Source organism: Saccharospirillum impatiens DSM 12546 (assembly GCF_000423605.1).
In the GTDB taxonomy this organism is placed as follows: domain Bacteria; phylum Pseudomonadota; class Gammaproteobacteria; order Pseudomonadales; family Natronospirillaceae; genus Saccharospirillum; species Saccharospirillum impatiens.
Genome location: NZ_AUIH01000021.1, coordinates 53,146 through 72,423, shown reverse-complemented (window position 1 = coordinate 72,423; position 19,278 = coordinate 53,146). Strand labels below are relative to the sequence as shown.

Sequence of the window (19,278 nt, the reverse complement as noted above, 5' to 3'; positions counted from 1 at the left end):
GCTTTCCAAACAGATGTAAAGGGAGCAACGGGACATGGTTGATTCTTCCACCAACCCGGCAAAACGGTTGTTGGCGGCTACGGAGGCGGACGTCCGGATATTGGGGATGGTCGCGGTCCTGGCAATGATATGGCTCGGTTTCGGCCTGGTCACAGACGGGGCTTTTCTCACCCCGCGTAATCTCTGGAATCTCAGCGTGCAAACGTCGTCGGTCGCGGTGATGGCCACGGGTATGGTGCTGGTGATCGTGACCCGCAATATTGATTTGTCGGTGGGCTCCGTACTCGGCGTCACCGGTATGATTATTGGCGTTACCCAGGCTGAACTGATTCCGGCCTGGCTGGGTTACGATCACCCCACCACCTGGCTGATGGCCTTGTTGGTCGGCATGGTCGCTGGTGCCATCATTGGCGCGATTCAGGGTTATGTGATCGCGTACATGGGCGTGCCCGCCTTTATCGTGACGCTGGGCGGCTTGCTCACCTGGCGCGGTGCGGCCTGGTGGGTTACCTCCGGGCGCACGGTGGCACCTATGGATTCCACCTTTCAAATCATGGGTGGCGGCCCGGCCGGGTCGGTGGGTGAGCTGGCGACCTGGATGATCGCTGCTGTTATCTGCCTGATGATTATTGCCGCCATTTTACGGGGCCGGCACCTGCGCCGTTTGCATCAGTTTCCGCTCCGGCCCGTGTGGGCGGAATGGCTGGTTGGCAGTGTTTACTGCTTCGGTGTTATCGGCGCGGCGACTCTGGCCAATGCCTATCCCTGGCCTTCGCGCATCGCCCAGCGCTATGCCGAAGCTCAGGGCATCCCGGTCCCTGACGGTGGTCTGGTCATCGCGCACGGTTTTGCGGTTCCGGTATTGATTGCCATTGTCGTCGGCATGGTGATGACCTTTATCGCGACCCGGACCCGATTCGGGCGCTACGTATTCGCCATCGGCGGTAACCCGGAGGCCGCTGAACTGGCCGGGGTCAATACCCGCCGGGTGATCATGCTGGTGTTTGTCGTCATGGGTGTACTGGCAGCCATTGCGGCATCGATATCCACCGCGCGGTTGAATGCGGCGACCAACGCTCAGGGCACGCTGGATGAGTTGTACGTGATCGCGGCGGCTGTGATTGGCGGTACCTCGCTGGCGGGCGGCGTCGGCAAGGTGGCTGGCGCCATTCTCGGCGCACTGGTCATGCAGTCACTGCAGTCCGGCATGGTTCTGGTGGGCATTGATACGCCCTTGCAGAACATGGTGGTCGGGGTGGTGCTGGTATTGGCTGTGTGGGTCGACACCCTGTATCGCAAGAGGAGTTCGGGATGACGCAATCACATTCACCCCTGGTCGATATGCGCAACATGTCGATCGCTTTCGGCGGAAACAAAGCGGTTAACGATGTCTCTATAGACCTCTACCCCGGCGAAGTGGTGGGCCTGTTGGGCCACAACGGTGCGGGCAAATCCACCCTGATCAAGATCCTCTCTGGCGCCTACCGGATGAGCCGGGGCGAGATTCGAATAGACGGTCAGCCGGTGTCGATTGATAACCCGAGAGAGGCCAAGGCGTTGGGGATCGAAACCATCTACCAGACGCTGGCACTGGCCGATAATCTCGACGCGGCGTCCAACCTGTTTCTTGGCCGGGAGATCCGAACCCGTTGGAACACCCTTGATGATGCCGCCATGGAAAGTGCCTGCCGTCAGGTGATGGGGCGACTGAACCCCAATTTCAAACGCTTCAAGGATCCGGTCAAGTCGCTGTCCGGCGGTCAGCGGCAGTCGGTCGCCATTGCCCGGGCGCTTTACTTTAATGCGCGCATTCTGATCATGGACGAGCCGACAGCCGCCCTTGGCCCCGAAGAAACGGCCCAGGTGGCGGAGCTCATCAAACACCTGAAATCGGAGGGCATTGGCATCTTCCTGATCTCACACGACATTCATGACGTGTTCGATCTCTCAGACCGGGTCAGCGTGATGAAGAACGGACAACTGGTGGGCACTGCCGAAGTCAGCCAAGTGACCAAGGACGATGTGCTGGGCATGATCATCCTCGGCAAATGCCCAGAGGGGGTTGTGCCAGGCCCGGGTGCTTCGCCGACCGAAAATACCCTGGAAGAAGGCCCGCTTGCCATGCCCTAAAACCCGGGAGGCCCGCAGACTTCCAGGCTTCATGAGTTGGCTTTACCTCGTTTCCCCGGCAGTGCGCCGGGGCTTTTTTAGTCAAACCAGTACCCACAGAGGCTGGCGTTAATCGAAGTCGTAAAAACCGGTTGACTCAGCTTCCCCTTTTGCCTTTATAATTTCGAGAGGCAAATAAAATAAGATCGGGCAGCGCTGCCCAGTGTGAAGGAGTGTAGTGCAATGCATCCGTTACCGGATCCGGACACCCCAAACCTGAAGACCGCACGGATCAGCGTCGCGGTCAGGCGGGTCGCTACGGCGCGCGCTGTTCCGAATACACAGACCCATCAACCAGTCGCGGGCAGGGCAGCCTGTTACCGGACGCGTCTGGCGTTTTACCACAACCAACATACCGCGTCGCTCAACCAACCCTGATTACAAGAGGACTGACCATGTCGACATTTTTCAGCGGAGTCGAGCCTATCCAGTACGAAGGCCCGATGTCCGATAACCCACTGGCGTTTCGCCACTACGACGCCGAGCGAGTGGTTCTGGGTAAGCCGTTGAAAGACCACTTGCGCTTTGCCGTCTGCTATTGGCACAACTTCTGTTGGAACGGCGCCGATGTGTTTGGCGACGGAACCTTCGACCGCCCCTGGCATAAGGGCAGTGATGCAATGGCGTTGGCGCATCAGAAAATGGACGTCGCCTTCGACTTTTTCGCCAAGCTGGGTGCGCCCTTCTGGACCTTCCATGATTACGACATTGCGCCTGAAGGCGCGTCCATTCGCGAAAGCCGCAACAATTTTGCAGCGATGATCGATCGCGCCGAAGCCAAGCAGGCCGAGACGGGCATGCAGCTGCTTTGGGGCACGGCCAAGAACTTCGGCAACAAGCGCTATATGGCCGGTGCGGCCACCAACCCGGATCCGGACGTATTTGCCTATGCCGCCTCGCAAGTGCAGCAGGCGCTGGAGGCGACGCATCGCCTGGGTGGCGCCAACTACGTGCTTTGGGGCGGACGTGAGGGCTATGAGACCTTGCTCAATACCGACCTGAAACGCGAACAGGACCAGTTGGGTCGTTTCCTGCAAATGGTGGTCGACTACAAATACAAAATCGGTTTCAAAGGTGCGCTGTTGATCGAGCCAAAACCCCAGGAGCCGACCAAGCATCAGTACGATTATGACTCTGCTACCGTCTTTGGCTTTTTGCAGAAATACGGCCTGGAAAAAGAGGTTCAGGTAAACATTGAAGTGAACCATGCGACGCTGGCCGGCCATACCTTTGAGCATGAACTGGCGACAGCCTCTGCTCTCGGGATTCTGGGCTCGGTGGATGCCAACCGGGGCGATCACCAAAACGGCTGGGATACCGACCAGTTCCCCAACAGCGTTGAGGAAATGACTCTGGCTTGCTACCAGATCATTCGCGCCGGTGGCTTTACCCGTGGTGGGTTCAACTTTGACACCAAACTGCGCCGAACCTCTATTGCCGCAGACGACCTGTTTCACGCCCACATCGGCGCGATGGATACCGTGGCCCTGGCCTATATGAAAGCGGCGGAACTGGTCGAGCAAGCGACACTGAGTGACTTTGTTGAGCAGCGTTATGCTGGCTGGCAAGAGGCGCTGGGCCGCGGTATTTTGGATGGCAGCTACAGCCTCGATAGTCTGAGTGACTACGCGGTGTCGAACGACCTGAATCCGCAGCCGGTTTCCAGTCGGCAGGAAATGCTGGAGAACCGGGTTAACCGTGTGATCCATGGCTGAGTCGAACAGGCACTGCGCCCGGTAAATGGGTTAGGCGGCTGCTGCCTGTCAGCGCTGCACCCCGCGGCTAGGGGCGGCCTTAGCCAGCTCTGCTACCCGCTACTGTGAACAGCAGCGCTTATTGGGTCAGTTTGGTCTACCCTCTGCGACTCTGATCACGGGGTCACGGGAGGGTGATATGAACGAACAACAAGCCAGACAATGGGCGCAAGACACCCGGAAGGCCTGTCTTGAAGCCGCCAGGGAAGCCTTTGAAGAAGCACGGATGCTGGGCTTGTGCGCGGAAGGGGCGGTTGAAGCTGCTCTGGGGGCAATAGAAACGGTGAATGTCGAGCAGGTGGATCACCAGTCCTAAGGAGGTCTGTGAGCCCCCCGTTTGGGCTAACCCTTTCGGGGAGTAGAGAGTTGCTTGCTCAAATTGATACACTGAATAAAAATAAATAACGCAAAATCACAGCGTAATTCTCCGGGTGGTTCGATAATCAGGTTGAGTTTCGAGTGTGTAGTCCGTGGCTCATTCCGTTCAGGCGAGATTGAAGAAATACATGGAATGAATACGTAAAAATTTATTCTGGTGCTATATGGTGATGGTTCTGCTCTATTTTTAGTGCCAGAATTGTTGAGTGTACAGAGTGATAAAGCTAGGAGATTAGAATGACAAATCGGATACTACTTGGATTGTTGTGTAGCGTGCTGTTAGTTGGTTGTAATTCGGAAGGAGGCGGGTCCGCTGGGACCGACAACTCTTTGGCTCTCGATGCGAGCACGGCTAATTCTATGGCAGTCTATGCGCAAATGGGCCTGGCTGTTCGAGAAATAGCAGTCGATACAACGCTGGAAGTAGCGAGTTCCTCCAGTACTGCTGCTGGGAGTAGCTTGAATGCGAAGAATTCACTCAGAAACCTCGATACGTGCTATACCGAATCATACAGTGGTAATTCTACCTCTGGCACGGCAACCATCACCTATACAGACTGCAGTTTTGGCGGATTTTCTTTTGATTCGCAGATGACTATTGCATGGTCTGATAATAGCGGTGTGAAGACGTTTGAAGTGTCTGGTAATTACAACATAGATATAGCTGATAGTGAGTCCGGTACAAATGTCAGCATCAGCTTTAACCCAATGGATTTCAGTGTCGTTGACGACGGTAATACAACAACTACTGAGATGGATTTTAAGTTTAATTTTGATGACGGGACTACTTCTGGTTACTTGGCGATGGAAACTATTGATCCCTTGGTTTCACTTTCCACCGATTACGACACGATTAGTTCGGGCTCAATACAAATGAATGACGGCCAGGGCATTACTTTTTTAATTACATTTAATGGGTCGGGTGATCCGGTTGTAACCTCTTCATAGCTGAAGATACATACGTTTTTACGGACAGAAAAGCCCGCATTATGCGGGCTTTTCTGTCTTAAGCAGACAAACTAAAACAAACTGCTCTGCCCACCCTTCATCAGCGCTTCAATATCCGCCGGGTCTTTCACTACATCCTGCGTCAGCACTTCACAGCCGTCGCGAGTCACGACGATGTCGTCTTCAATGCGCACGCCGATGCCGCGCCAGCGTTCTTCAACCTGGGTGTTGTGGGGTGAGATGTACAGGCCGGGTTCAATGGTCATGACCATGCCGGGTTCCATCACCCGCCACTCGCCGCCGACTTTGTAGTCGCCGACATCGTGCACGTCCATGCCCAGCCAGTGCCCGGTTTTGTGCATGAAGAAGGGCGCGTAGGCGTTGCTGCTGATCAGATCGTCGACGTCGCCATCCAGCAGGCCGAGTTCCACCAAACCTTCAACCAGCACCCGCACAGTGGCTTCATGGGGGGCAATCCAGGGTTGACCGGGGCGTACCGTTTCGATGCTGGCGTACTGGGCTTTCAGAACCAGATCGTAAATGGCGCGTTGTTCAGTACTGAAGTGGCCGTTGGCCGGGAAGGTGCGGGTGATGTCGGAGGCGTAAAACTCCAGCTCGCAGCCGGCGTCAATCAGTACCAGATCACCGTCTTTGATTTTTGCGGTGTTTTCGATGTAATGCAGAATGCAGGCGTTGTCGCCGCTGCCGACAATGGCCGGGTAGGCGGGCCAGGGGCTGCCGGCCATCATGCATTCATGTTCGATCTCGGCCTGCAGTTGGTATTCCATGACCCCAGGCTTGCAGGCCTTCATGGCGCGGGTGTGAGCGCGCGCGCTGATTTTGGCCGCTTCGCGCATGATGGCGATTTCCTGCTTTGACTTGAACAGACGCAAATCGTGCAGCAGGTGCGACATGTCGGAAAAGTCTTCAGGCGGCTGGGCGCCGGTGCGCACCTTGGCGCGTATCTGGTTCACCCAGGTCATCAGCTGGTGGTCGAAGTCGCCGTCGACGCCCATTTGCGAGTAGACGCGACTGCGCCCTTCCATCAGGCCCGGCAGAATGTCGTCGATGTCGTCGATCGGGAAGGCGTCGTCGGCCTGATACTGCTCAACGGCACCATCGGGCCCGGCGCGGTAACCATCCCAGATTTCGCGAGTCGAATCCTTGTCGCGAACAAACAAGACGTACTCGCCTTGCTCACGGCCGGGCATCAGTACCAGGATGGCGTCGGGTTCACGAAAACCGGTGAGGTACATGAAATCGCTGTTCTGACGGAACCGGTGGTGAACATCGTTGTTACGGATGGTTTCAGTTGCGGACGGCAGAATGGCGATGCTGTTATCGGCCATCTGTTCCATCAAACGCTTGCGCCGTTCGGCGAATTCAGCCGGGCTGATGTGTTTCATGTTGTCGTCCTCAGGGTCGGTCTGTCCAATAAAGTCAGGGTCGTTTTGCGCTATGCGGGCTCAGGTCAGTGTACGACCGGGGGTTCCTCGTCGCTGGCAGCGTTGGCGTTGTATTCCAGAAACAGGGTGAGCACACCCAGGCGAACGTGTTCACTGATCGCCAGAAAGTCGGCTTCGGCCTGGTCGCCTTCGTCGTGATCGGTATCGACCTGGGCAATGGCGGACAAATCTTCAAGCACTTCTTCTACGGCTTCCGGCAATGCCTGGCCTTCAGCCACGATGCCGACCGAGCCAAAGGCGCCGAGAAAACTGCCGCTCCAGTCGCTGAGGGCATCGAGCCGCTCGTCGAGCGGGGCGTCGTCTGAAGGCAGCAGCAGGGTAAAGCCAAGGCCAGTGTCTTCGAGCGATTGCAAGGTCCAGATGTAGAGGCCTTTCAGAATGATGTGATGACCTTCGGTAACGGTTTCCGTCGGTGCCAGCAGTTCCAGGGCCCAGTGCACCCAGTCGTCACTGCTCATGCGATGGCCGGCGGCCAGAATGCCCGCCAGGGAGGCGTGCAGCGAGGTTGGGGTTTGGCCGGTACCGAGACGCCGGAACAGCTCGGCGAGGTCTTCAAAAGCCATTTCCTGGGCTTCAGGGCGAGGTTCGGGGTGTTTTGCTGAGGAGTCGGACATGAAGTCTCCATTAAGGGGCCAGGAGAGTGTGGCCCAGAGGATTCGCGGGTCCGGCTCCAGTCCGGACGTCACTGATTGCTATAAAAGAATGCTATCACAGCCCAGGCTGTGACCGCAGTCGTTGACCGTTGCCAAGTCGCGTTTATATAGTAGGCCCCCGTAAACAATGCTGGCCTGCCTATGTCTGAACCAACCCTTAAGAGTCTGGAACACAAACTGGACGCCTTACTCGACCAGTTTCAGCGTCTGGAGCAGGAAAATCAGCTGCTCAAGGCCGAACGAACGGCCTGGCATGCCGAGCGCGCCAAACTGATCAAACAGAACGAGCTGGCCCGTGACCGGGTCGAAGCGATGATAGTGCGCTTGCGGGCCATGGAGCAATCGGAATGAGCAATGTACAAACCCTGACCGTCACCATACTCGACCGGGAGTACCGGGTCGCCTGCCCGGAAGGCCAGGAACCCAAACTGGAAGAGGCGGCGCGGGCACTTGACCGTAAAATGAAAGAGATTCGGGTAACCGGCAAGGTCTTTGGCATAGAACGCATTGCCGTGATGGCCGCCCTGAACCTGACCCGGGAACTGCTGGATACCAGTCCGGTGGCCGCACACGATCAGGACACACTGGCCCGGCTTGAACAGAAAATCGGCCAGGTACTGCCCGAGCAGATCAGCATCGCGATGGATCTGGACGAAGACGACTGACTGTAAAGGCCGGCCCGGAAAAATTTTCAATCACTGTTGCCTGGCCGGCAAGCGCGTCCCCGGCCAGGCGGGCGTTTCGAAGTGATTATTTCGTAACTGTCAATACTGTCATTCGCCGCATTTTCATTATAATTCACGACATCCCTGGGCTATGCGCCAGCTATGCATAGTCCTCGAGCCGATAATTTTTACCAAGGTGTTTCTTAGCTGGTAATGTGAGCATGTCCGCTTGTCGGAAAGCCTAATTTATCACGAGGGACGCCGCCTTGAACTCTACGGTTCAAGGTCTCTCATGGCAGCGGTAGTCTGGGGATACTTATGTTTGGAATCTGTATCGGATGACTCAGCCCGACCCGGATGTAGCCCGTCAAAAACGCGCCTTGCGCAAAGAGCTGCGCGCTCGCCGCCGCGCCCTGTCGTCAACTGAACAGCGCCTTGCCGCTGAAGGGTTGATCCGCCAAATTCGCCACCACCCCGACTACCCCCGCGCCCGACGCATCGCCCTGTACTGCGCCAATGATGGTGAAATCAATCTCGAGCCCCTGGTCAGACAATTAAAAGCGGACCAAAAAGCGCTGTTTTTACCCGTGCTGAATCCCTTGGATCCGGTGCGACCGCATCTGTGGTTCTGCCACTGGCAACCGGGCGAGCGAATGCGAGCCAACCGATTTGGCATACCGGAACCGACTAGACCGGAACGCATACCCACCTGGACGCTCGACTGGGTACTGATGCCACTGGTGGGGTTTGATGCCAGCGGCGGCCGGCTCGGAATGGGCGGTGGGTTTTACGACAGAACCTTTGCGCATGAGCAGCACTGGCCACAGCAGCCACAGCGGCTGGGGGTGGCGCACGAGTGCCAGCGTGTTGGGGTTATTCCACAGGAAGAGTGGGACCTGCCCCTGGCGGCAGTGATGACCGACCAGAGGGTCTATAAGTAGAGCGTGGTGAGCCTGGCAAAACGCCAGGGTGATTATTGGCGGTTAAGCTCGGTTCCCAACAGGATTCCCGACGCTTTGGCATTCATATCGACGATACGCTCGCGATTATCTCCTTTTGACATGCCACTCAAGGTCACTCCCAGACCGAGGATCAGCGCCAGCATCACCAGAATATCCGGTTTACTGCGTTTCATATTGATTGTCTTTTTTAATAAGGGTTTTAGTTAGCCGGTTTTACCGGTCTGTTTACACCGGCCTCGACACCGGTGGGTCTGCGTTCTACTGTGATACAGCACGGATTTTGGTGGTCCGTCAGAATCGTGACGAAGTATCTGCCAACTAATGTGACAAATCTGTGATAAAAATCAAAGTATTTTGTTCTTAAAACGCACAAACGGACAAAAAGATGGCAAATTGGCTGCTAAAGACCGAACCGGACGTGTTTTCTATCGATGATCTGGCTCATACCGGTAAAAAAGGCGAGCCCTGGAATGGGATCCGCAATTACCAGGCACGGAACTTCTTGCGAGAAATGACGCCTGGTGACCGGGTGTTGATTTACCATTCCTCCTGCGCAGAACCAGGCATTGTCGGTGAAGGAGAGGTGATCAGCGACCCGGTACCCGATTCGGACGCCCTGAATCCGGAATCCCCCTATTTTGATCCGAAAAGCTCGGCGGACAACAACCGCTGGTCGGTTGTACAGATTCGCCATGTTAAGCATTGGCCCGCTGTGATCAGCCTGAAGACCATCAAGACCGTACCTGAGCTCGAATCCATGTCCCTGCTGCGCCAGGCCCGCCTGTCGGTCAGCCCGGTAACCGATGCCGAATGGCGGTGCCTTGAACAGCTATAACCCTCGGTGTGAACCGGCGCAACGAATGCGCCCCCGGGGTATGGTTAACTGCGACATTACACACTTGGGGGCGACATGAGCCGGTATGGATAAGTTAAAGCCCGTCAACTACTCCAGCCTGGCGGTAGCCGAACTGATCGATAAAACGACCTGGGCGAATGATTTTACCTGGGAAGAAATTAAGACGCTGGGCGCTTATTTCACCGCTTATGAAGTCGACCGTGGCACGGTTATTTTCTACGAAGGTGCCCGGGCCGATTACATGGGGCTGATTGTGAAAGGCCGGGTGCGCATCAGCAAAACCGGCGCGGATCATTCGGTCATTCCGTTAGTGGTATTGTCTGAATCCCAGACCTTTGGTGAACAATCGCTGATCGATGGTGAACCCCGTTCCGGGCTGGCTGAGGCCATGGAGCCCACCACCTTTGTGATTACCAAGCGTCACCAGTTGTTCACCATGGCTAAAGAAGAGCCCGATCTGGCGTTTCGGGTGCTGTGGAAGGTCTCGCATTTGTTGAGCCAGCGGTTGCGCCACACCAGTTTTAAACTGGTCGATGCACCGGGCAGCAAGGGGTAGTCGAGACTGTGACTCTGGGCCTATAGCCAACGCTTACAGCCAACGATAAGCCAGCATTCCCAGGTATTCGTGAAGCGCCAGGCTGCTCTGGTGCAAGGCCATGCTTGAGGGTAACCAGCCCATCCAGGGGGCACCAAAGTCGCCCGTCGTGGCAGTGGGAGCCGCCGTTACGGTCAGGCCGGTTTGCTCAAACACCTGAACCGAGCGGGGCATGTGAAACCCTTCGGTCACAAGCAGAATATGGTCGATACCCGCCTCGTTCAGCAGTGCGGCCGAAAAGTCTGCATTTTCCTGCGTGGTACGACTGCGTTCTTCCAGCCATCGGGTTTCAACCTGAAAGCTGAAATCCAGCTCGTTGGCCATGGTGGCGGCGAGCGTTTTGGCATCGTCCCCGAACACCGAGCCGCCAGAGACCAGGATGGGCAGCCCGGTTTCCCGATGCAAAAAAGCACCGTACCGCAGGCGCAGCAGGGTGTGATCAAGACTGACCGGGACACCAAATTCAGGCGCTGAATCATCAATACCACCGGCAAGAATAACGATGGCTTCTGCCTCTGTGGATTCACGCTGCGCTTCGCTTAATACCGGGTAGTGTGCTTCCAGCGAGCGCATGAGCGTTGTGCTGACAATGGGCGAGGAAAAGAGCCACAGGCTGACCAGCGAGACGATAGCCAGGGTGCGAGCCAGCACAGGGCGCCTGCGCCAAAGCAGAATGGCCAGCAGGGCCACCAGAATGGAAATCATCGGTGGCAGAGCCAGGGTTTTTAGAAAATAGCGCAGTATCATTTAACGTCCCTGTTAGATATTTTTGTAAATCAAGTATGAAATTCGCCGGAGATGCGAGCGGCGGGTGCCGGGGGAGCCCTTGTGGGGGAGTCCGCAACATGGACGTTGCGGCCTAGGCCCCATGGACGGGTTAACGCCGACCCCACAAGGGCTCCCCCGGTATCCGGTGCGGGCCAATGCCACCTAACAAACCCAAACTCCGAAGCTTGAGTGTTTAGTTAACCCGTACGGGTCTGCCGAACGGTATAGAGTGCCTCGCCGGTCTCGTCCGGCTCAAAGGTGAGTCGGGTTTTGATCAGCGCCGGGTGTTCATCTTCTCGGTGGCTGACAAACAGCAAGGTTGTCGGGCCAGTATCCAGTATGCGCTCCATGGCGGCCAGTACCCGGAAGCGATTAACGTCGTCGAGCCCCTGGGTCGGTTCATCGAGAATCAGCAGCGGGGGCTGTTTGAGCAGCGCCCGGGCGATCAGCACCAGGCGCTGCTCACCGGTCGAGAGGCTGCGAAACGCATCGCCGGAGCGGTGGTCCAGCCCCAGCAGTTCAAGCCACTGATGCGCCAGGTGGGCCTCCTCGGAGCCGGTGTTGGTGTATACCCCGATCGAATCGGTCAGACCGGAGACCACGGCGGTAATGACATTGCCGGCGACCCGATAATCCCGATGCAAGGCGCCGGAAACCAGCCCCAGGTGTTTTTTGATGTCCCAGATGGTTTCGCCGCGGCCCCGGCGGTAGCCAAAAACGGTCAGGTGGTTGGCGTAACATTGCGGGTGGTCGCCACTGACCAAACTCAGCAGCGTCGACTTGCCGCAGCCATTGGGACCGATGATCTGGGTGTGTTCACCCGGCATCAGTTGCCAGTTAAGGCCTTCAAACTGAACGCCGGTGGCGTATTCCACCCGGCCATTTTGCAGATCGACCAATGGCTGGTCAGCGGGCCAGTCGGGGAGCTGGAAATCCGACTGACGCGGTGGCAGTGTCAGCGCTTCGGCGCGAGTGAAGGCGAGCGCTGCCCGCCAATCGGGGTGGGCCTGAACGTCATCAGCGGCGCCGTTCAACACCAGCCGGCCGCGGTCCAGCAAGGCGAGGTGGCTGGCCCATTCCGGAATATCCTGGCGCTGGTTGATCAACAGCATTACCCACTGGCCCTGTTCAGCCAGTTGCCCGAGCGCGGTTTCCAGATCGTGTCGCGCCTTGGGGTCGAGCCCTTCATAGGGTTCGTCGAGCAACAGCAAGTCGGGTTGTTCCAGTACCGCCCGCGCCAGCATCACCTTGCGGCCTTCGCCGGAGCTGAGCAATCGGTAGCCCCGCTCCAGCAAGGCAGTCATACCAAGGCTAGCGACCAGTTCCTCATGCCGGGCTGACCAGGGGGCGGCCTCTTCCATCAGTTCGCGCACCGTTGTGCCCGGGTCAATATGGTCGGTCAGGTCCGTTTCGTCGCGATAGAGCTCGCGTTCGTATAAAGCCTGCTGGTTTTCCAGCGACAGCCAATGCACCCGGTCGGGCCGGTCTCGCAGTGTGCCGGACGCAGGCTGCAGTTCATCACACAGCAACCGCGCCAGGGTGCTTTTGCCGCTGCCATTGCCCCCAAGCACTACCCAGCGCTCGCCCGGCGCAATAGTCCAGTCGGCCAAATGCAGGGAAGGCCCTCTGGGCGCCGCGACGGTGAGATGTTCAAACTGCATGCCGATTTCCGCTGTTGTGAAATAGTGTTAAGGCCCGTTACGCTAGGCGCTGCACGCCCCGTGATCAAGGTCATCTTTGCCAAGAGGGTATTGCAGATTATGAGAGGCGGCTGGCCAGGTCCGCACGGGAAAGTGCGTTTCGCCGTTGTGTATCACTTTGCGTTATTCTACGCCGTACGATTGGAATTCATCGTATCGACGACCGATGGCCAAATGACCGCCGAACCGGGAACCGATACCCAACTGGAGAGTCTTGATGTCTGCGCGTTTGGACGAAAAACTGGATTTGATCTACCAGGATGTACTGCACCGCAACCCGGGTGAAGAGGAGTTTCATCAGGCGGTTCAGGAAGTGCTGGAGACGCTGGTGCCGGTGATGAGCAAGTACCCGGAGTTTGTCGACCGCAAGGTCATTCAGCGCATCTGTGAGCCGGAACGGCAGATTATCTTTCGGGTACCCTGGCAAGACGACAACGGCGAAGTGCAGATCAACCGGGCGTTTCGCGTGGAGTTCAATTCGGCGCTGGGGCCTTACAAGGGCGGCATGCGGTTTCACCCCTCGGTGTACCTCGGCATCATTAAGTTCCTGGGGTTCGAGCAGATTTTCAAGAATGCACTGACCAATATGCCCATTGGTGGCGGCAAGGGCGGCAGCGATTTTGACCCCAAGGGAAAATCCGATAATGAAGTCATGCGTTTTTGCCAGAGCCTGATGACCGAGTTGTACCGTCACCTGGGTGAAAATACCGATGTGCCAGCGGGTGATATCGGCGTTGGTAAGCGGGAAATCGGCTATCTGTTCGGTCAGTACAAGCGCATTACCAACCGCTATGAATCCGGTGTGCTGACCGGCAAAGGGCTCGACTGGGGTGGTATTCTGGCGCGCAATGAAGCCACCGGGTATGGCCTGGTCTACTTTGTCGATGAAATGCTTAAAGCCAAAAAAGACAGCCTGGATGGCAAGACTGTGGTGGTCTCCGGTTCGGGTAACGTGGCCATTTACGCCATCGAGAAAGCCACGCAACTGGGGGCCAAGGTGATTGCCTGTTCCGATTCCAGCGGCGTCATCGTAGATGAGCAAGGCATTGATCTTGATTTGCTTAAGCAACTGAAGGAAGTGGAGCGTCGTCGGTTAAGCGCCTATACCGATACCCGCACCAGCGCGAAGTACACCGAAAATGGTGATATCTGGCGTGTGCCGTGCGAGGTTGCGTTGCCCTGCGCCACTCAGAATGAGCTGAACGGGAAGGATGCCAAAACGCTGGTCGAAAACGGTGTCGTGGTGGTCGCAGAAGGCGCCAATATGCCAACGACGCCCGAGGCCGCGCGTATTTTTGAAGAGGCCGGTATCGCCTTTGGGCCCGGCAAGGCCGCCAACGCGGGCGGGGTGGCCACCAGCGCCCTGGAGATGCAGCAAAACGCCAGCCGGGATGCCTGGACCTTCGAGCACACCGAATCCCGGCTGCATCAGATCATGATCGACATCCACAAGTCGGCGTTCGAGACCGCTGATGAGTTTGGCTCGCCCGGTAACTACGTGGTCGGGGCCAACATTGCGGGCTTTCTGAAAGTCGCCCGCGCGATGGATGCCATGGGGCTGGTTTAACCCGTCATCCCGGCCACCAGCACAAGCTGCGTTGGGTGACCACGTCCGAGATCAGGCGCAGCGGCGTTGCATCGGCATCAATGACGCGCAGGCACCGGGCCACGGCGTCATCCTGCGCCGCTTCGCTGTCGTCCGGGTGATCCAGGGTGGGGCAGTCAGCCAGCAGCTCCAGTTGGACCCGTTGGTCTGACTGGTGCGGAAACAGCGCGACATAGCCCGTCTGGTTTTCCACCAGATCCATAAAAAAATGCGAGCCATAAGACAGCTCGGGTACCAGGCCGCGCCCAAGGTCTGCGACTTCAACCAGAACCGTCACCCGGTGGATATCCGAGAAACGCACGGGCACACCCAGCTCCGGGCTGCTCGCACCCCAGCGGCCAGGCCCGATCAACAGCACCCGGTCGTTGGGTTCGAGATGTCGGTTCCAGTCTCCGATCAGGCGGGCCACCGACTGCTTCTGCGATTGAGTGAGCGGTGCATAGGCCTCTGCATTCACCCAGATAACCCGGTTGAACGTCCAGTCCATGGTACCGCCCATAAAATGACCCCGGGTTTGAAACAGGACCTGTTTGTCGGGCACCGAACGCGGCCAGTCGACCGGTCGGTTGGCGCCCAGGGTACCCAGCGGGCGACACTGCACCAGGTTGATGTGGGGGGCGCCCTGATCGTCCAGTCTGAGCGTGAACTCGGTATCCACCGGCTGACCGTAGGCCTGTTCAAGCCGGTGCAGACAGCGTTGCAGGTGAGTGGTAAACCGGGTCTGGTTTAACAATGCCTGAAAGGTCAGACGCCAGACGGGGCTGTTCAGGCCCAGTTCCCGGGCGCGTTTACTGGCTTCACGGTCATCCTCGGCCAGGTGATCAAACGGCAGGTCGGTGGTCTCTGCTGCAAGTCGCTGTAACGGCACGGTAGTCAGGCCAGCGCCGGTGATATCCAGTACATCCACCTGATGTTGTGAATGCTGGTAGCGTTCTTCCCGGCTACGGTAGGGTTGTTTGGTGGGCTGATCCAGGGCGATCATGGCGGCGTGGTCACCGCTGATGCGATCTACCGCCCGGGTACCCAATCCCATCACCAGGCGAACCATGCCGGCGCCCGGGTCCATGCTGTCATCCCAGACGTAGGCGTTGCGCGACACCGCGACACCGGCGGCATCGGGCAAGTAGTAGTGATCGTGATAACAGCCGTTGACGCGCTGAATCAGCAAGGCCATCGACTCTTCCTGGTCGAGCAGGCCCCGTTGCTCCCGGTAATGCAGAGCTTCATCACTGAAGGCTGACGCATAGACGGTAAGAATGGCCTGTTCGAGCGCCGCCAGCCGGTCGTCCGGGCTGCCCTGGTTAACCAGAAACACGCTCTCGTATTTGCCGGCAAAGGCGTTGCCGAACCCGTCTTCCAGCACGCTGCTGGAGCGAACCATGATCGGGTATTGGCCGTAATAGTCGAGCAGCCGTTCCAGCTCCTGACGAATCTCGGCCGGAAAGTTGCCCTGCACAATGCCTGTACGCAAGGCGGGTGCATCCCGGCAGACCCCAGCAGAGGTGCGCTGTTGCATGATGTGCGGCCAGCAGTTGTTGTGCACCAGAAACGAATAAAACACATCGGCGCCCAGGTACCAGGAGTCGTGAGGGTCGAGGCTGTTGGCGGTCAGTTCGGGTTCTTCCCGGGCCAGTATCGCCCGGGCGAGCACCATGCCCACGGCCTTGCCACCAATGAAACCGCTGCCAATCAACCGCTGACGAATGCGGACCAGATCGGCCAGAGAGAGGTACGCTCGCGCCAGCGATAGCATGCGGGGCTGACGCGCGATCAGTACGGTCAGAATGCGTTCTTTGAGGGTGTCGTCCTCCCCGGCGTCGGCCACGAGGCGCTCGGCCTGAACAAAGAGCGTGTCCCAGTAGTCCAGCGCGAGGCGTTGACTGTCTGCGTTATGGTGTTGCGCTATCTCGGCCTGAAGCGCCGTGGCTGAGGCGCTGTCCCGTACGGGTTCGAAGCGGTCGTCTGCGTGCCAGAGGTGGGGTAGAAACAGGGTCGGGCGGTGGCGGTGCCAGACTTTCACCGGCTGCAGTTGGCGGGACGATTCGTGATGGTGGATATCGACCAGTACCTGGGTTGTCTCGCGGATGCGGGCTACGGTTGCGCGAGAGTGGCGCCGGGCATTCAGGGCGAAATAGGCAACGGTGTCCAGTTCATAGAGGTAAGGACACACCACCTGAAAAAAGTGACCCACCATGGTGTCGGTGGCCCAGGCGTCCAGCAGTTCCGAGAGGCTGTCGAACACATAAAACGCTCCGGGGCCATAATCGGTAATCAACTGCCAGACGCGTTGGGTAAACGACTCGAAGCCGCCTTCCGCCTCGACAGACACCACCCGGACACCGGGGCCGGCCTCAAGCAGCGGCGCTTGTTGCCCAAAACGCACGTAGATGATGTCACGCTGTTGCGTTACGGCGGCTTCGGCAAAAAGCGTGACCAAACGCCGGTAATCATCGAGGTCGCTGACCCGCCAGACGACGTTGTCGCCAATGCGCAGGTCATCGAGCAGACGGTCGAGTTGGCTTAGGCCGGTGGAAACCCTGGAGTGATCCGTCATTCAATCGCCTTATTCCTGAGCATAGAGTTCAAGTCCATCGTACGGTTGCGCTTTCAACGCCGCCAGGCGACTGGCCAGATCGCCACTGTGAATTTCCAGCTTGTGCCCGTCCGGGTCCAGAAAATAGAGCGAATCGCCTTCGCTTTTGTTGTCTTTCCAGGTAGTGGCGTTGTGCTGGCAAATGGCGTCTGCGCACGTTTCAAAGGCCACCGGGTCAACCGAGAAGGCCAGGTGCGTATAGTCAGCGCTTGGGCCGGGCTGGGTTTGGGCGTCGAGCGACAGGCAGATCCAGTCTTTACCCGCTTCAAGGTAAGCGCCTCTGGCCCACTTCGCGACCGGTTGTAACCCCACGACCGTCACGTAAAAATCGAACGACCGTTCAAGGTCGCTGACGGCCAGAGTTACGTGGTTGATACCGGTGATCATGCGAGGCTCCTGTGGCTAAACGGAAGAACGTTCAGGATAACTGAAAAATGAATCGAAGGTGTCTCAGAGGCTTCTCTATAATTATCTGCCACAAGGCCATTATCGTTCGGGAGAATACGAAACCTCTCAGGTTGCATTTAAATGGCGGGTCTTAGGGCGTTTATCCGACGGTCTGCTTGCCCGTTCTGGAATGGGGTTGCTATTGTCTTAAAGCGAGCCGAAGACGTTCTCGATAATTAACTCAGAGTAAATCAGCCCATGACACATCCAAACCAACCTCTGTTCTGGCGAGATTCACGCATGCCCCACGTGGAATTGCGCAAGGTCGATGATGGCCGCGAGGTGTGTTATGCGCCGCACAGTCATACTCAGTGGTCACTGGGTGCCATCACGGCGGGTGAGAGCACGTTTCATTACCGCGATGATCGTTACCACATTAGCGCCGGGAACCTGGTGCTGATGAATCCGGAGTGGGTGCATGCCTGCAATCCCATCGAAGACAAACCCTGGGCTTACCTTATGCTGTATGTGGATGCCGACTGGCTGACGCAGTTGCGATACGCAGCCGGGTTGCTCGAAACGCCGCGCTGGCAAGACATTCGCACTCCGGTTATTGCGGACGCCGTCTGGTATGAAGGCTATTGTCGAATGGCCAATTGCTTGCTGAATCCGGAGCGTGCCCTGCTGGATAAACAGACGGAAGTGGTTGAGTACCTATCGGCGTTGATGCATGAGTTGGCCGGTCAACCGGCCCTGCCTCTACCAACGGCACCAGCCCCCCTTCGGGAACTGGCCGCCTACCTGGACGATCACGCGGTGGAAGAGATTTCACTCGATGATCTGTGCGGTCGCTCGGGTTACAGCCCTGGCCACTTAATCCGTGCCTTCAAACAGCACCTAGGGTTAACGCCCCATGCCTATCTGATCAATCGCCGGATTCAACTGGGTCAGCACGAATTGAAAGGTGGAACCCCCATCGCCGAAGCCGCACTGAACGCCGGCTTTAACGATCAGCCGCATTTCCAACGCACTTTCAAGCGACTGGTCGCTGCTACCCCGAACCAGTATCGCCAGATTTCACTCAACCAGCAGGTAGATGCAGCTGGCGGCAAGTAATATCGCCAACGTTCGGTTGATGCCAATCAGTACTGCAGGGCGATGAACGCAACGGCGCAGAAAGGCACCGGCGTAAACCCAGCTCCCCAGCGATAACCAGCAAATCGGCAAATAAAGCAGGGCGAAGAGGAGAATCTGGTGCAGTTCGTCACCGCTGGTATAAGCCCCGATACCTGAGGCCGAGGCCAGCCAGGCCTTGGGGTTTAACCACTGCATCAACGCCCCCGTCATAAAGCCAGGCGCTTGGTTGTTAGCGCTCTCCGGCAGCCGCCCATCGTCCCGGAACAGTCGCAAACTCAGGTAGAGCAGGAAGGCGATACCCGCCCATCGCAACGCTTCCTGTAACCCGGGAACGATCGCCAGCATCGAATAGAGCCCCAGCCCCACGGCGATAAACAGCGCAATAAACCCCAGGGTGGCACCGGTGACGAACACCAGCCCCCGCCTGAGCGGGTAGCGGGTGCCGCTGGTCAGACACACCAGATTGACCGGTCCTGGTGAAATGGACGCGGCCAGAGCAAACGCCGACATTGGCAGAATCATGGAAAGGCTCATTGCTAGTCTCCTGGTTGGCAATGGCCGCAGTCTGCTATGGCGGTGAGTCAGGGTATTGCACAAAATTGAGGTGAGTCATTCCTGGGAAGAACTACCCATTTCTTAAT

At 57.6% G+C, this 19,278-nt stretch carries 20 protein-coding genes and 1 other RNA gene; 13 read left to right on the top strand and 8 right to left on the bottom strand.

Annotated elements, in window-relative coordinates:
• The first annotated feature begins 34 nt into the window (after positions 1-34).
• The 5 genes from G565_RS0111875 (at position 35) to G565_RS0111855 (ending at position 5,249) form a co-directional block, all read left to right on the top strand.
• Positions 35-1,315: a sugar ABC transporter permease gene (locus tag G565_RS0111875; RefSeq protein WP_028671119.1), complete on the top strand. Its 1,281-nt coding sequence runs from the start codon at positions 35-37 to the stop codon at positions 1,313-1,315.
• Complete coding sequence (locus G565_RS23950) at positions 1,312-2,130, top strand: ATP-binding cassette domain-containing protein (protein WP_051207818.1); 819 nt, start codon at positions 1,312-1,314, stop codon at positions 2,128-2,130. The genes G565_RS0111875 and G565_RS23950 overlap by 4 nt, the downstream gene beginning before the upstream one ends.
• 434 nt (positions 2,131-2,564) lie before the next feature.
• Positions 2,565-3,884: a xylose isomerase gene (xylA, locus tag G565_RS0111865; protein ID WP_028671118.1), complete on the top strand. Its 1,320-nt coding sequence runs from the start codon at positions 2,565-2,567 to the stop codon at positions 3,882-3,884.
• Positions 3,885-4,062: 178 nt separating this feature from the next.
• Complete coding sequence (locus tag G565_RS26785) at positions 4,063-4,239, top strand: acetyltransferase (RefSeq protein ID WP_157600064.1); 177 nt, start codon at positions 4,063-4,065, stop codon at positions 4,237-4,239.
• Positions 4,240-4,538: 299 nt separating this feature from the next.
• Positions 4,539-5,249, top strand: a complete 711-nt coding sequence (locus tag G565_RS0111855) for a hypothetical protein (protein ID WP_028671117.1) — start codon at positions 4,539-4,541, stop codon at positions 5,247-5,249.
• A 71-nt stretch (positions 5,250-5,320) separates the two neighbouring features.
• Here the strand turns inward: G565_RS0111855 and pepP are convergent, their stop codons facing one another.
• Together pepP and G565_RS26025 are read right to left on the bottom strand one after the other, a co-directional pair.
• Positions 5,321-6,655: a Xaa-Pro aminopeptidase gene (pepP, locus tag G565_RS0111850; RefSeq protein ID WP_028671116.1), complete on the bottom strand. Its 1,335-nt coding sequence runs from the start codon at positions 6,653-6,655 to the stop codon at positions 5,321-5,323.
• 65 nt (positions 6,656-6,720) lie between these two features.
• Positions 6,721-7,329, bottom strand: coding sequence for a UPF0149 family protein (locus tag G565_RS26025; protein WP_051207816.1), 609 nt, complete (start codon positions 7,327-7,329; stop codon positions 6,721-6,723).
• Between the two features lie 180 nt (positions 7,330-7,509).
• Here G565_RS26025 and G565_RS0111840 point away from each other — a divergent pair, with 180 nt between their 5' ends.
• From G565_RS0111840 to G565_RS0111830, 4 genes are all read left to right on the top strand, one after another.
• Entirely contained in the window at positions 7,510-7,719 is a 210-nt protein-coding gene (locus tag G565_RS0111840) for a TIGR02449 family protein (protein WP_028671115.1), read from the top strand.
• Entirely contained in the window at positions 7,716-8,033 is a 318-nt protein-coding gene (locus G565_RS0111835) for a cell division protein ZapA (RefSeq protein WP_028671114.1), read from the top strand. Before G565_RS0111840 ends, G565_RS0111835 begins: the two co-directional genes overlap by 4 nt.
• A gap of 138 nt (positions 8,034-8,171) precedes the next feature.
• Positions 8,172-8,350: non-coding RNA, 6S RNA (ssrS, locus tag G565_RS26395), on the top strand.
• Between the two features lie 21 nt (positions 8,351-8,371).
• Positions 8,372-8,974, top strand: a complete 603-nt coding sequence (locus G565_RS0111830; RefSeq protein ID WP_028671113.1) for a 5-formyltetrahydrofolate cyclo-ligase — start codon at positions 8,372-8,374, stop codon at positions 8,972-8,974.
• A 32-nt stretch (positions 8,975-9,006) separates the two neighbouring features.
• On the opposite strand, the gene G565_RS26780 is transcribed toward G565_RS0111830, so the two are convergent.
• Positions 9,007-9,168: a hypothetical protein gene (locus tag G565_RS26780; protein ID WP_157600063.1), complete on the bottom strand. Its 162-nt coding sequence runs from the start codon at positions 9,166-9,168 to the stop codon at positions 9,007-9,009.
• 212 nt (positions 9,169-9,380) lie between these two features.
• On the opposite strand from G565_RS26780, the gene G565_RS0111820 reads away from it, so the two are divergent.
• Together G565_RS0111820 and G565_RS0111815 are read left to right on the top strand one after the other, a co-directional pair.
• Complete coding sequence (locus G565_RS0111820; protein WP_028671112.1) at positions 9,381-9,830, top strand: EVE domain-containing protein; 450 nt, start codon at positions 9,381-9,383, stop codon at positions 9,828-9,830.
• 85 nt (positions 9,831-9,915) lie between these two features.
• The gene (locus tag G565_RS0111815) at positions 9,916-10,407 is read left to right on the top strand and encodes a Crp/Fnr family transcriptional regulator (protein WP_028671111.1); all 492 of its coding nucleotides are present in this window, start codon (positions 9,916-9,918) and stop codon (positions 10,405-10,407) included.
• 33 nt (positions 10,408-10,440) lie between these two features.
• Here the strand turns inward: G565_RS0111815 and G565_RS0111810 are convergent, their stop codons facing one another.
• Together G565_RS0111810 and modF are read right to left on the bottom strand one after the other, a co-directional pair.
• Positions 10,441-11,193: a YdcF family protein gene (locus tag G565_RS0111810; protein WP_028671110.1), complete on the bottom strand. Its 753-nt coding sequence runs from the start codon at positions 11,191-11,193 to the stop codon at positions 10,441-10,443.
• A 218-nt stretch (positions 11,194-11,411) separates the two neighbouring features.
• Positions 11,412-12,875: a molybdate ABC transporter ATP-binding protein ModF gene (modF, locus tag G565_RS0111805; protein ID WP_028671109.1), complete on the bottom strand. Its 1,464-nt coding sequence runs from the start codon at positions 12,873-12,875 to the stop codon at positions 11,412-11,414.
• Between the two features lie 256 nt (positions 12,876-13,131).
• Between modF and gdhA the strand changes: the two genes are divergently transcribed.
• Positions 13,132-14,481: an NADP-specific glutamate dehydrogenase gene (gene gdhA / locus G565_RS0111800; protein ID WP_028671108.1), complete on the top strand. Its 1,350-nt coding sequence runs from the start codon at positions 13,132-13,134 to the stop codon at positions 14,479-14,481.
• 4 nt (positions 14,482-14,485) lie between these two features.
• Here gdhA and G565_RS0111795 read toward each other — a convergent pair whose 3' ends face one another.
• Both G565_RS0111795 and fos read right to left on the bottom strand, forming a co-directional pair.
• Positions 14,486-17,074, bottom strand: a complete 2,589-nt coding sequence (locus tag G565_RS0111795; RefSeq protein ID WP_028671107.1) for a PEP/pyruvate-binding domain-containing protein — start codon at positions 17,072-17,074, stop codon at positions 14,486-14,488.
• A gap of 9 nt (positions 17,075-17,083) precedes the next feature.
• Entirely contained in the window at positions 17,084-17,500 is a 417-nt protein-coding gene (fos, locus tag G565_RS0111790; protein ID WP_028671106.1) for a fosfomycin resistance glutathione transferase, read from the bottom strand.
• 258 nt (positions 17,501-17,758) lie between these two features.
• Between fos and G565_RS0111785 the strand changes: the two genes are divergently transcribed.
• Complete coding sequence (locus tag G565_RS0111785; protein WP_028671105.1) at positions 17,759-18,616, top strand: AraC family transcriptional regulator; 858 nt, start codon at positions 17,759-17,761, stop codon at positions 18,614-18,616.
• On the opposite strand, the gene G565_RS0111780 is transcribed toward G565_RS0111785, so the two are convergent.
• Complete coding sequence (locus G565_RS0111780) at positions 18,578-19,171, bottom strand: LysE family translocator (RefSeq protein ID WP_028671104.1); 594 nt, start codon at positions 19,169-19,171, stop codon at positions 18,578-18,580. The two genes, G565_RS0111785 and G565_RS0111780, sit on opposite strands and share 39 nt — an antisense overlap.
• Positions 19,172-19,278 lie beyond the last annotated feature (107 nt).

What these genes read in the sequence shown, in the direction of transcription:
- xylA (WP_028671118.1), top strand. Translation starts at nt 2,565, where the DNA reads ATGTCGACATTTTTCAGCGGAGTCGAGCCTATCCAGTACGAAGGCCCG.
- G565_RS0111780 (WP_028671104.1), bottom strand. Translation starts at nt 19,171, where the DNA reads ATGAGCCTTTCCATGATTCTGCCAATGTCGGCGTTTGCTCTGGCCGCG.
- G565_RS0111840 (WP_028671115.1), top strand. Translation starts at nt 7,510, where the DNA reads ATGTCTGAACCAACCCTTAAGAGTCTGGAACACAAACTGGACGCCTTA.
- G565_RS0111830 (WP_028671113.1), top strand. Translation starts at nt 8,372, where the DNA reads ATGACTCAGCCCGACCCGGATGTAGCCCGTCAAAAACGCGCCTTGCGC.
- G565_RS0111820 (WP_028671112.1), top strand. Translation starts at nt 9,381, where the DNA reads ATGGCAAATTGGCTGCTAAAGACCGAACCGGACGTGTTTTCTATCGAT.
- G565_RS26025 (WP_051207816.1), bottom strand. Translation starts at nt 7,329, where the DNA reads ATGTCCGACTCCTCAGCAAAACACCCCGAACCTCGCCCTGAAGCCCAG.
- G565_RS0111810 (WP_028671110.1), bottom strand. Translation starts at nt 11,193, where the DNA reads ATGATACTGCGCTATTTTCTAAAAACCCTGGCTCTGCCACCGATGATT.
- G565_RS26785 (WP_157600064.1), top strand. Translation starts at nt 4,063, where the DNA reads ATGAACGAACAACAAGCCAGACAATGGGCGCAAGACACCCGGAAGGCC.
- G565_RS0111835 (WP_028671114.1), top strand. Translation starts at nt 7,716, where the DNA reads ATGAGCAATGTACAAACCCTGACCGTCACCATACTCGACCGGGAGTAC.
- pepP (WP_028671116.1), bottom strand. Translation starts at nt 6,655, where the DNA reads ATGAAACACATCAGCCCGGCTGAATTCGCCGAACGGCGCAAGCGTTTG.
- modF (WP_028671109.1), bottom strand. Translation starts at nt 12,875, where the DNA reads ATGCAGTTTGAACATCTCACCGTCGCGGCGCCCAGAGGGCCTTCCCTG.
- G565_RS0111855 (WP_028671117.1), top strand. Translation starts at nt 4,539, where the DNA reads ATGACAAATCGGATACTACTTGGATTGTTGTGTAGCGTGCTGTTAGTT.
- G565_RS0111785 (WP_028671105.1), top strand. Translation starts at nt 17,759, where the DNA reads ATGACACATCCAAACCAACCTCTGTTCTGGCGAGATTCACGCATGCCC.
- fos (WP_028671106.1), bottom strand. Translation starts at nt 17,500, where the DNA reads ATGATCACCGGTATCAACCACGTAACTCTGGCCGTCAGCGACCTTGAA.
- G565_RS0111815 (WP_028671111.1), top strand. Translation starts at nt 9,916, where the DNA reads ATGGATAAGTTAAAGCCCGTCAACTACTCCAGCCTGGCGGTAGCCGAA.
- G565_RS0111875 (WP_028671119.1), top strand. Translation starts at nt 35, where the DNA reads ATGGTTGATTCTTCCACCAACCCGGCAAAACGGTTGTTGGCGGCTACG.
- gdhA (WP_028671108.1), top strand. Translation starts at nt 13,132, where the DNA reads ATGTCTGCGCGTTTGGACGAAAAACTGGATTTGATCTACCAGGATGTA.
- G565_RS23950 (WP_051207818.1), top strand. Translation starts at nt 1,312, where the DNA reads ATGACGCAATCACATTCACCCCTGGTCGATATGCGCAACATGTCGATC.
- G565_RS26780 (WP_157600063.1), bottom strand. Translation starts at nt 9,168, where the DNA reads ATGAAACGCAGTAAACCGGATATTCTGGTGATGCTGGCGCTGATCCTC.
- G565_RS0111795 (WP_028671107.1), bottom strand. Translation starts at nt 17,074, where the DNA reads ATGACGGATCACTCCAGGGTTTCCACCGGCCTAAGCCAACTCGACCGT.